Annotated in this window: 7 protein-coding genes; 1 reads left to right on the top strand and 6 read right to left on the bottom strand. The window is 44.4% G+C overall.

What is annotated here, in order from left to right:
* Positions 1-56: 56 nt before the first annotated feature.
* The 4 genes from greA to dapB form a co-directional block, all read right to left on the bottom strand.
* Entirely contained in the window at positions 57-533 is a 477-nt protein-coding gene (greA, locus tag ACYX4W_RS10405; protein WP_025254739.1) for a transcription elongation factor GreA, read from the bottom strand.
* A gap of 117 nt (positions 534-650) precedes the next feature.
* Entirely contained in the window at positions 651-3872 is a 3222-nt protein-coding gene (carB, locus tag ACYX4W_RS10400) for a carbamoyl-phosphate synthase large subunit (RefSeq protein ID WP_476073132.1), read from the bottom strand.
* 13 nt (positions 3873-3885) lie between these two features.
* Positions 3886-5016, bottom strand: coding sequence for a glutamine-hydrolyzing carbamoyl-phosphate synthase small subunit (gene carA, locus ACYX4W_RS10395; RefSeq protein WP_474855690.1), 1131 nt, complete (start codon positions 5014-5016; stop codon positions 3886-3888).
* Positions 5017-5388: 372 nt separating this feature from the next.
* Positions 5389-6192, bottom strand: a complete 804-nt coding sequence (gene dapB, locus ACYX4W_RS10390) for a 4-hydroxy-tetrahydrodipicolinate reductase (protein WP_474807675.1) — start codon at positions 6190-6192, stop codon at positions 5389-5391.
* A 391-nt stretch (positions 6193-6583) separates the two neighbouring features.
* Here dapB and ACYX4W_RS10385 point away from each other — a divergent pair, with 391 nt between their 5' ends.
* Complete coding sequence (locus tag ACYX4W_RS10385; RefSeq protein WP_476075464.1) at positions 6584-7279, top strand: cytochrome b/b6 domain-containing protein; 696 nt, start codon at positions 6584-6586, stop codon at positions 7277-7279.
* Between the two features lie 204 nt (positions 7280-7483).
* On the opposite strand, the gene ACYX4W_RS10380 is transcribed toward ACYX4W_RS10385, so the two are convergent.
* Both ACYX4W_RS10380 and ACYX4W_RS10375 read right to left on the bottom strand, forming a co-directional pair.
* Positions 7484-9388 (bottom strand): propionyl-CoA synthetase, encoded by a 1905-nt coding sequence (locus ACYX4W_RS10380; protein ID WP_476073131.1) that lies wholly within the window; start codon positions 9386-9388, stop codon positions 7484-7486.
* Positions 9389-9589: 201 nt separating this feature from the next.
* Positions 9590-12166, bottom strand: coding sequence for an EAL domain-containing protein (locus tag ACYX4W_RS10375; RefSeq protein ID WP_476073130.1), 2577 nt, complete (start codon positions 12164-12166; stop codon positions 9590-9592).
* Between the last annotated feature and the right edge of the window lie 318 nt (positions 12167-12484).

Raw genomic sequence — 12484 nt, 5'->3', positions numbered from 1 at the left:
TTTAAAACGAAATTGTAACGGGAGGTCAGTGGCATTGCGCCACTGACCGATAGCAATTAAATATACTCAACTTCGATGATTTCAACTTCAACAGCACCAGCTGGCGTTTGAATAGTTACCGTATCATCAAGCTCTTTACCGATAAGACCGCGAGCGATAGGCGAATTAACTGAAATTAAGTTGTTCTTAATATCAGCTTCATCATCGCCAACAATGCGGTACGTTGTTTCTTCATCGGTATCAACGTTTAAAATGGTAACCGTAGTGCCGAAAATAACTTTACCGGTATTTTCCATTTTAGTTACGTCAATAATCTGTGCATTTGAAAGCTTGCCTTCAATATCTTGAATACGACCTTCACAGAAGCTTTGCTGTTCACGGGCAGCGTGATATTCAGCGTTTTCTTTCAAATCACCGTGCTCACGTGCTTCGGCAATAGACTCGATAATACGTGGGCGTGTTTTTGTTTTAAGCTCATTTAATTCGTCACGCAGCATTTGAGCGCCGCGCGCTGTCATTGGATACTGACTCATGAATACCGTCTCACTTAGCTAGTAATTTAAACAGAAAAGTGCGCCGCGAAGGCGCACTTTTAATTGGTTCACACAAATGTAATATTGCTAGGATACCTCGTATCCTAGCGTATGTCATTAGTGTTTGAGTCTAGCGTGTAGTTCTTGAACTGATGCCACTTTATTGCGGTCATCTGCAGACTTAGCACGGATAGTTGCAAACGCAGCGTTCATTGTCGTGGTGTAAGTCACCTTATTCACCAAGGCTTCACGACGAATGTATACTGAATCTGTGATGGCTTGACGACCTTCTGTTGTGTTGATCAAGTAAGCGTATTCGCCGTTCTTGATAGCATCAACAATGTTAGGACGACCTTCCGACATTTTGTTCACTACAGTGCTCATGATGCCTGCATCGTAAAGCTCAGTAGCGGTACCGCGGGTAGCTTCAATGCTAAAGCCGGCTTCTACCAACGCTTTTGCCAGTGCAATCATACGAGGCTTGTCGGTATCACGTACTGAAATAAGCGCTTTACCTTGCTTAGGCAATGGTGCACCTGCACCCAAGTTAGCTTTTGCATATGCCTCTTCGAAGGTATCACCAACACCCATTACTTCACCTGTAGAACGCATTTCTGGGCCTAGTAGTGGGTCAACACCTTGGAACTTAGCAAATGGAAGTACCACTTCCTTCACTGAGTAAAACGGTGGAATTACTTCTTCAGTTACGCCTTGCTCGGCTAGACTAACGCCTGCCATTGCACGTGCTGCAACTTTAGCAAGTGGAACACCCGTTGCTTTAGATACAAATGGCACAGTACGCGCAGCACGAGGGTTAACCTCGATTAGGTACACTTCACCGTCTTTAATCGCAAACTGGGTATTCATCAGACCGACTACGCCAAGCTCAAGCGCCATCGCTTTTACTTGCTCGCGCATAACGTCCTGAATGTCTTTTGGTAGCGAGTGCGGAGGCAGTGAACATGCTGAGTCACCTGAGTGGACCCCTGCCTGCTCGATGTGTTCCATGATGCCGCCAATTACAACCTCTTTGCCATCGCAGATAGCGTCGATATCAACTTCAATAGCGTCGTCTAGGAAACGGTCTAGCAGTACTGGTGCGTCATTAGACACTTTAACCGCTTCGTTTAGATAACGCTTAAGGTCTTTGATGTCATACACGATTTCCATCGCACGTCCACCTAGCACGTAGCTTGGGCGAACCACTAGCGGGAAGCCAATTTCTTCGGCCATAGTTAGCGCTTGCTCAACGTTAGTTACCGTGGCATTTGCCGGTTGCTTAAGGTTAAGCTTGTTCACCATTTGCTGGAAACGCTCACGGTCTTCAGCACGGTCAATGGCTTCTGGTGAGGTGCCGATTACCGGTACGCCAGCCGCCTCTAAAGCACGAGCAAGTTTAAGTGGCGTTTGACCGCCATACTGCACGATAACGCCTTTTGGCTGCTCTTTAGCAACGATTTCAAGTACATCTTCCAAAGTTACTGGCTCGAAATACAAGCGATCAGACGTGTCGTAATCGGTTGAAACCGTTTCAGGGTTACAGTTAACCATAATGGTCTCGTAACCGTCTTCGCGCATTGAAAGCGCCGCGTGAACACAGCAGTAATCGAACTCGATACCTTGACCAATACGGTTTGGACCGCCGCCCAATACCATGATCTTTTCTTTGTCCGTTGGCGCTGCTTCACACTCTTCGTCATACGTTGAGTACATGTAAGCCGTGCTGGTAGAGAATTCTGCTGCACAAGTATCTACACGCTTGTAGACAGGAGAAATACCCAAACCGCGACGGGTTTCACGAATGTCGCATTCAGCCACCTTGGTTAGTTCAGCAAGACGTGCGTCAGAGAAGCCTTTACGCTTAAGTGCACGCATGAAGTCAGCGTCAATACCTGGCAAACCAAGCTCGGCTACTTTTGCTTCAAGAAGAATCAGATCTTCAAGCTGCACAAGGTACCAGCGGTCGATATTAGTAAGGTTAAATACCTCTTCAACCGTCATGCCCATGCGGAATGCATCACCGATGTACCAAATACGCTCTGCGCCAGGTTGACGAAGTTCGTAAACCACTTTATTACGTGATTCAGGGTCTTCAAGGTCGACCATAGGGTTCAAACCTGAAGCGCCTACTTCAAGACCGCGAAGGGCTTTTTGAAGCGATTCCTGCTGGTTACGACCAATAGCCATTACCTCACCTACCGACTTCATCTGGGTAGTTAGACGGTCGTTAGCACCGGCAAACTTTTCAAAGTTGAAGCGTGGGATCTTAGTTACTACGTAGTCAATAGATGGCTCGAACGACGCTGGCGTTAGGCCGCCGGTGATGTCGTTAGCCAGTTCGTCTAACGTATAACCTACCGCAAGTTTTGCCGCTACTTTCGCAATCGGGAAGCCCGTTGCTTTAGAAGCAAGCGCAGATGAACGCGATACGCGAGGATTCATTTCGATGATAACTACACGACCTGTTTTCGGGTCTACACCGAACTGTACGTTTGAACCACCAGTTTCAACGCCAATCTCACGCAGTACAGCCATAGCGGCATTACGCATTAGCTGGAATTCTTTATCGGTTAGGGTTTGCGCTGGAGCAACTGTGATTGAATCGCCGGTGTGCACGCCCATAGGGTCGAAGTTTTCGATAGTACATACGATGATGCAGTTGTCCGCTTTGTCGCGTACTACTTCCATTTCGTACTCTTTCCAGCCTAACAAGGATTCATCGATAAGAAGCTCGTTAGTAGGAGAAAGGTCTAAGCCGCGATGACAAATTTCATTGAACTCGTCAATGTTGTACGCGATACCACCACCGGTTCCGCCCATGGTGAAAGACGGACGAATAATACAAGGAAAGCCGATTCGGCTTAGTACATCGTGCGCTTCATCCATGCTGTGCGCGATTTCCGCACGTGGACATTCAAGGCCGATGTTTTTCATTGCTTTGTCAAAGCGCTCGCGGTTTTCTGCTTTATCAATAGCGTCTGCCGTGGCACCAATAAGCTCGCAGCCGAACTCTTCAAGCACGCCGTGCTTATCAAGCTCTAGCGCACAGTTAAGTGCGGTTTGACCACCCATAGTTGGCAGTACAGCATCTGGACGCTCTTTTTCGATGATCTTGCGAACCACTTCCCAGTGGATAGGCTCGATGTAAGTTGCATCTGCCATTTCTGGGTCGGTCATGATGGTTGCTGGGTTAGAGTTAACCAAAATAACACGGTAGCCTTCTTCGCGAAGGGCTTTACACGCTTGCGCGCCTGAATAGTCGAATTCACAAGCCTGGCCAATAACAATAGGGCCAGCACCAATGATAAGAATACTTTTTATGTCGGTACGTTTTGGCATAGTTGGCTAATTCCTACTGCTTGTGTTGTTCAATAAGTTCGATGAAGTGGTCGAATAACGGCGCCGCTTCATGAGGACCTGGACTGGCTTCAGGGTGCCCCTGGAAGCTAAACGCAGGCTTGTCGGTGCGATGAATGCCCTGCAACGACTTGTCGAACAACGAAATGTGAGTTACTTCTAGGTTATCTGGCAAGCTAGACTCATCAACAGCAAAACCGTGGTTTTGGCTAGTGATCATAACTACATTGCGCTTAAGGTCTTTAACCGGGTGGTTTGCCCCGTGGTGACCGAATTTCATCTTCACTGTTTTTGCACCACTTGCGATAGCAAGCAGCTGATGACCAAGACAAATACCAAATACTGGCGTACCGGTATCGACGATAGTTTTAATTGCGGTTACTGCATAATCGCATGGCTCTGGGTCGCCCGGGCCATTTGACAAAAATACACCGTCAGGATTCATAGCAAGCACATCTTCTGCAGGCGTTTGCGCCGGAACCAGGGTTACTTTACAACCACGGTCAGCTAGCATGCGAAGAATGTTGTTTTTAACACCGTAGTCGTAAGCTACAACATGATATTTGAACTCATTTGGTGTTACGTAGCCTTTGCCAAGTACCCAGCTGCCTTCCGTCCATGTTTTTGGCTCAGTGATGCTCACTACTTTTGCCAAATCCATGCCTTTAAGGCCAGGGAAATCTTTTGCTTGCGCTAGTGCGCTAGACTCGTCTAATTCATCAGAGCAAATAATGCAGCCATTTTGTGCACCTTTGTCTCGCAAGATACGCGTTAAGCGACGTGTATCAATGTCGGCAATACCCACAACGCCTTTCGCTTTAAGGTATTCAGACAAAGTTTGCTGTTGACGAAAGTTACTAGCAACAAGAGGTAGGTCACGGATGATTAGACCTTTCGACCAGATTGTATCTGCTTCGACGTCTTCTTCGTTAGTGCCGGTGTTGCCAATGTGTGGATAAGTAAGGGTGATGAGTTGTTCAGCGTAGGATGGGTCGGTGAGAATTTCTTGATAGCCGGTCATGGAAGTATTAAAAACAACTTCCCCAACGGCGGAGCCTGTAGCGCCTATCGCCGTACCTTTAAAAACAGAACCATCCTCTAACACCAAAAGGGCAGAATTAGCCAAGTCAACCTCCAGATTAAGGATAACTATGTGTTTGTGCAGTTTTTTACACAAACCCCACAAAAAACGGGAGTTATTGATAACAATACATCCCGTTTTACGATCTTTGCAGCTAATAAAACCGCACTCTTCAGCCGTTTTGGCGGCCTCAGAATACGAAATTCTGGCAAATTCCGGCGAGTATACATCACTGACCGAAAATGGCAAATTTATTTGTAATAATTTACTAAAATAACGCTTTTACCACCTTTTTTGCGCAGAACCACCGAAAGTGCGGCTTATTGCTCATTAAAAGTGCAACCTTAGTTTAACACTTTAGTCACGTCTTAAAGTTTGCGTAAACCCAAAGGGTTTCACAACAGCCTTAATTAACGCTTATAGCTTTAAATCCAGAACGTCAACCATGGAGTATAGACCAGGTTGTTTTCCATACAACCACTTTGCAGCATGCACAGCACCTTTTGCAAAAGTAAGTCGGCTTGATGCTTTATGCGTAATTTCTAAACGTTCACCAATATCCGCGAATAATGCCGTATGCTCGCCAACGATATCTCCGGCCCGCACTGTTGCAAAGCCTATTGTACCTTGATCGCGTTCAGGCTCTTTTCCTTCTCTGCCGTATACAGCACACGTTTTGAGGTCGCGACCTAGTTCATCGGCAATAGCTTCACCAATAGCCATAGCTGTGCCTGAAGGCGCATCTTGTTTAAATCTGTGGTGAGCTTCGGTAATTTCGATATCTGCCGTTTCACCTAATACGCTGGCCGCTTGACGAACTAACGAAAGCATTAAGTTTACGCCCACACTATAATTAGCAGCGAAAACAATAGGAATGTGCTTTGCCGCTTCATCTAAAGCTGCTAATTGTGCATCGTTCAAACCGGTAGTACCGATTACAACAGGCATTTTGTTTTTTACGCACCACGCCAAATTACTTTCAATCACTGATGGCAAAGTAAAGTCAATCATCACATCCGCGTCGTTGCCGCTCAAATTCGAAAGCGCAGTGCAATCGACGTCTTTTTTACCAATACCAGCCAGCTCACCTACGTTTAGGCCAACCCAAGGCGAATCATCGCGTACTGTAGCAACGCTAAGCTCAGCATTTTCACTTAAATCCAACGCTTCGACTAATACGCGCCCCATACGCCCGTTGGCGCCAAATAATCCTACTTTCATTTTATAGCTTTACACTTTTATTAACCTTCAACTATCAGGCATTTTGCCAAATGCAGGTACTATTGCAATGTGAGATTCATATTAAATACGCATAATTAGAAACCAATCGCCCACGCTCCCCTTTCGCTTAACTAATTTATTCGAAATACAATGTACAAAAATATTGGTTCAAACTTCATCTGGTCAGCAATAGGCTAACTATTTGCAGGCTAGAACTTGGTCGGACTTAAGATAAAACATAGTATTATGTGGTTAGGCTTTCTTGTGTTACCCAGCAAATTGGGTGACGCTATGCAAAGATATAATGACCCAGGTCTATTTACCTTTCTACACTCTTTTTGACGTGTACTTAAGCCAAACAGACCTACACAAAGCGTGAATTAAAATGACGATGAAAAAAACTCTTGTTTGGGACTTACCCACCCGCCTATTTCATTGGCTGATTGTAGCGAGCCTATTAGCCCAATATGCCACAGTTGAATGGCTCGAAAATAAAGTCCAGTGGCACTTCTATATAGGGTACTTCACCTTATTCCTTATTGTTTTCCGCCTTATTTGGGGGGTAGTTGGCACCAGGCACGCTAGGTTTAGCAGCTTCGTAACTGGTCCTAAAAAAGTATTTAGCTATGTAAAAACGCTTTTTAACAGGCAGTCGGTGCCTGCTATTGGGCACAACCCACTTGGCGGCTGGTTTGTTATTGTTATGCTGGTGCTGTTGGCTATACAAGCCGTATCTGGGCTATTTATGACAGACGATATTTTCTTAGACGGTCCTTATCGACAGCTCGCCAGTGAAGAAACATTGAGTTTGATGAACACTCTGCACCACCTTGCGTTTGATGCATTACTTTATGTCATTGCATTGCATATAGGCGCAGTTATTTTTTACAGCGTATATAAAAAGCAAAAATTGGTTCCCGCCATGGTGCACGGTAGTAAAGACTCGATAAATGAATCAAAAACTGCAGGTATCGCGGACTCTCGTTTGTTACGCGCACTTGTTGTGGCGATCATTGCTGCGGCCTTCGTTTATGTGGCAATTGAAGTCTATCCACCAGAGCCACAAGTAAACGAATATTACTATTGAGCTGCACGACAACCTTTTGTCACGCATTAATAGCTTAACGAATGGTAGTCTAAAACGAGCGCGCCATTTAAAACCATAAAGGGGCAAAAGCCCCTTTATTTATGAAAGAAAATACCATTGGAAACTGCGTTTAACGTTCTCCGCTTTGTCTTCTTTAGCATTCTCGCTTATAGCCCTCAGGCCTTTTTGACGCTTGCTGTGACATCATATGGCAGCCGGTTCACGGACTAACCCTTTATCTCGCATTATCGATTCTATTTCTTCTACGCTTGACGGATCATCGATAGTTGAAGGGACAGCCACAGTTTCGTTGGCGGCGATCTGACGCAGTAGCTTTCGAAGTATTTTACCTGACCGGGTTTTCGGTAAACGATTCACGACTATCGCTCGCTTAAAACAAGCTACTGGGCCAATTTTATCGCGAACTCGCTGAATTAAGTCTTGCTCTAGCGTTTTTTCATCTACATTCACACCATCTTTTAGAAGAACAAGCCCTACCGGTAGCTGTCCTTTCAGTGCATCATTAATCCCTATCACACTGCACTCAGCAATATCTGGATGCGCCGCAAGCACTTCTTCCATTTCACCGGTTGACAAGCGGTGACCGGCGACATTAATAACATCATCGGTACGCCCCATAATAAATACGTAACCTTCTTCATCCACATATCCGTTGTCTCCAGTACTATAGTACCCCTCAAATTCGCGTAAGTAGCCATCGACAAACCGTTGATGATCTTGCCATATCGTAGTTAAGCAACCTGGAGGAAGGGGTAATTGAATGGCAATGGCTCCCTTATCTCCCGTTGCTTGAGGTGCATCGGGCCCTTTTAACACCTTAACGTTAAAGCCTGGTGTTGGCACACTGGACGAACCCGGTTTTGTCTTCATTGGTTCAAGCCCCATAGGATTCGAGCAAATAGGCCAGCCAGTCTCGGTTTGCCACCAATGATCAATAACGGGTACACCCACCTTTTCACTCGTCCAATAGTACGTGGGCGGGTCGAGCCGTTCACCCGCCATAAATAAGGTACGTAAACTCGATGTGTCGTATTTGGATAAAAACGTGCCTTCTGGGTCGGCTTTTCTAATTGCTCGAAACGCAGTGGGTGCAGCAAAAAGTACATTCACCTTATGAGTTTCTATCATGCGCCAAAACGCACCGGCATCTGGCGTACCAACGGGCTTACCTTCGTACAATACAGTGGTTGCACCCTTTATAAGCGGTGCATAGACGATATAAGAGTGGCCGACGACCCAACCGACATCCGATGCAGCCCAGAATACGTCGTCTTCACTGGTATCGTATACGGCGCCCATTGAGTAGTGTAATGCGACCGCATGACCACCGTTATCTCTAACCACACCTTTAGGCTTACCAGTTGTACCTGAAGTATAAAGAATATATAGAGGGTCAGTTGCATCAACGGCGACGGGAGAGGCAGGCTCGCTATTTTTAGCTAAAGTATGCCAATCGTAATCAATATTTTTATTTAACTCAGCAGTTAATTGCTCTCGTTGAAACAATATGCATGCCGTAGGCTTATGCTCTGATATATCTATCGCTTCATCTACAAGAGGCTTATAGGGTAGAACTTTACTGCCCTCCACGCCGCAGGACGCTGTAACAATAGCCACTGGCTTCGCATCATCTATTCGTACAGCAAGCTCATTCGCTGCAAAACCGCCAAATACCACTGAATGCACCGCCCCTAAACGAGCACATGCAAGCATTGCGATTGCCGCCTGAGGGATCATTGGCATATAGATAATAACGCGATCGCCTTTCTTAACACCTAGGCGAGACAAGCCCCCGGCAAACTGTGCAACGTCAGCAAGTAGTTCGTTGTAGGTAAAGTGCTGGGTAGTTTGAGTAACAGGTGAGTCGTAGATAAGTGCGGTTTTATCACCACGGCCATTGTTAACGTGATGGTCCAGTGCTAGGTAACTGGTGTTGAGCTGCCCTCCTCTAAACCAGTCATAGTAACCACTATCTGTTTTTTGGCATCCCTTCTCTGGCGGTTGAAACCACGCTATTTTGCGAGCTTGTTTCAACCAAAAATTATCTGGATGTTGGGTAGAGGCAATGTAGTCATTTTTATAAGTCATATCCATGTCCTGATTAGGGTTTATATCTACCCTACTTCAGTTCAATCAGACCTGCTTATAAGACTTATGGCGTAGGCCAACTAACAATTTGATTTACATTAATTTAAACTTAGAGAAACATTTTCAAATAGCGTAAAATTTTTAGTGAGAAGCCAAACGAGTGCTGATTTAAACGTATTTAATGCTTTTTCCCACTAACAACTAGTTCTGAGCGTCGACGAATTTATTGCGCCAATCACCTATGCTCATTGGCTTATCTAAGTAATAACCCTGAAAAGCGCTACATCCACAAGCCTTTGCTTCGTTTAATTGCCCTGTGGTTTCTATACCTTCTGCCACGGTATCAAGCTTCAACGCCCTTGCCATGTTGCAAATATTTGTAACAAACACGTTTTTTTCTTTCGAATCTTCTATTGCTTCAATAAAAACTTTGTCAACTTTGAGCTCATTAATTGGAAGCGCTTGCAGTGAGTTAAGGTTTGAATCACCAATACCAAAATCATCAATAGATAAACTAAACCCTTGTTGGGCTAAATCTCTTACTCGGCGCTGTATTATGTTAACGCCTTTTATCAGAGCGCCTTCTGTCAATTCAAGTTTTAGACACTTGTGTGGCACCCTCCACCTATTTACTATTGCTACAAATTTGCTGACAAAGTCAGCCCGCGCTAAATGCTTCGCACTTATATTGATTGATAGCTTAGTGTTTACACTCTTCTCGTGGCATTCGCTTAATAATTTACAAGCTTCATTACAAACCCATAATCCAATGTCGGCAATAAAATCGTTCTGCTCAGCAATAGGGATAAACTCCGCCGGCGTAACAAAGCCAAGGTGAGGATGGTTCCATCTAAGCAACACTTCAGAGCTTACTAAGTTTCCACTACTACAATATTGAGGCTGAAGCTCAACGAATAACTCATTGTTGGCAATAGCTCTATTTAAGGAATGCTTTATATAGTTATAGCGGTCTATGTCGCTACCATCGATATGTAAATAAGTGTGCTCTCTCTCATCGTCTAAATAAACAATATCTTCATTGCAGGCCTTTCTAGACAATAGCTCTTTTACTTTTTTGAAGGAAAAGTACTTTGGGGGGATAGCACAACTCACTGTTTTGGTCTCGATAGCCAGTGAACTGTTGTGTAGAGTGATAGGGGCCAACACGTTATCTCTGAGATAATGAGCGCACTGCTGAGCCGCATTTTTCGCCGTATGGTCGTCCTTAAAATAATTTTCTAAGTGAAGAACAAAGTTGCCGCGATCGTATTTAAATACTCTCACTTCAAGCTGCCTATTGACGTCAAAAGCACGCACAAAGCGGCTAGCTAATATACGCAAGATGTAGTCAACTGTGGGTTCTCCAAATGCGTCTTCATACTCTTTAACATTGACAATGCTAACCCGAATAAACACAGATAGCGCCTTCTCAGACGATGCTAATGCAGCTTTATCTAAAAGGTATTGCTCTAAATGATAAAGGTTAGCCAGTCCAGTCAAAGGGTCTGTTAACGCTAACTGTTTAAAGCGGTCTACTTCAAAATGCAAGTTTGAAACGCTTCGTATGCTTATTATGACTAAGTCTTGGTTATGTACCGTGCATGCTTTTAAGCTTACATCGCACGCTATTCTCTTACCGTTTTTGTGACGTATGCACTCGTTTATGGTCTCAACCTTACAGCAACGTGCAACGCCTTCGTCTAAATTTAACAAGGAGGAAGGCCCGTCACTATTTTGAACCTTCGTCGCTAGAAGCTTGATATCTTGCCCTATTAACTCTTCCGGCTGAAACCCCAATACATAGATAACCTGTTCGTTTGCCGACAGTATGGTGCCATTCTTATCAATGCTGAGAACCACGCTATCAACACCATTTAAGATACTTGTTAGATAGTCTGTATAATTATGTTGTGAATCAGAAAGTCTCTGAGTTTCTGTTTCATCCTGCACGACACCATATAAGCGAGTAAGTTTTAAGCCAAAATTAGTCTGACGCTCAATCTGTAAAAATACGGTTAGCTTTATATTTCTAGTTCGCCCTTGTTTATCGGAAATAGTGAGATGCTTTGCAAAGTGCCTTTGTTTCTTAATCGCTTTGAGAATTCGTTGTTTAAGGTTATCTCTGTCTTCAAATGAAATAACTTCGAGCACATCTTGTAGGTTAACGCTTTTTGAATGCAGCAGTCCCAGCAGGCTTTTCATTATTTGAGTTGAAGAAAACGCGCCAGTGAACCTGTCTATTTGCCACGCCCCTACTTTTGAAATAGCGCTTACCTCTTCAAGGAGTGACAACTGCTCTGACAACTTATCTGAATAAGGATGCCTAGCAAGTTCATAGAGGTAGTTTAATTCGACCTTCTGGCGCAGAATATCTATGTAGGTATGTTGATGTCCAATTAGGTTGCTGTTTCTCACAAATGTAAGCACAACCCCCAACACGTCATTTTGCATATCTCTTACCGACGCCACAACGACATATTGTTCACGAAAATGCTCAAGTGATTGGGGCAAGGTGAATTCTCTTGCCGGTAATGGTGCGCTCATCGGTGTTAAAGGCAGCATGAGTAATGTATGGGGCGGGAAAACGATGTGATGTGACTCAATTTCTGAGTGCTCACTATCGCTTGCAATAACGGTGGCGCGGCCACTGTTTGGGTTTATCGAAACCAATAATATACACGGTGACTCTATTTTATCCCTATTTTCAGTTAATAACGCAGAAATACTATTCTGCGTTGTGCGCATTGTGGAAAGCATGCGCTCACTGCGTAAATCCATCTAATTAGGTCCTCGAAAACAATATTACTCGCATACAAAAGCACCTCCCCCATTGATTTAACCAGATGGGTAGAGTGTTGTTTGCGCTTTTGCGCTTCGTTATTTTCCAACAGTGACACGTTACCTTATTAGTAAATGCTGTTTTAATACATTTGTAGGTAAGACATTTATCGTGAATATGAGTTATTAATATGTTGGTTTTTCATTCACAAACATAGACAAAAATTGTACAAATTTCCAGCATTTTGTAGCTATGGGGAGGTAAAAAAGATTAAGCCGAAGAGGCGAAATAAAGAGTGATAAAGTTAACGTCTGCTA

This window comes from Alteromonas sp. ABH4_454 (genome assembly GCF_056311775.1).
This window is presented reverse-complemented; position numbering and strand designations above follow the sequence as displayed.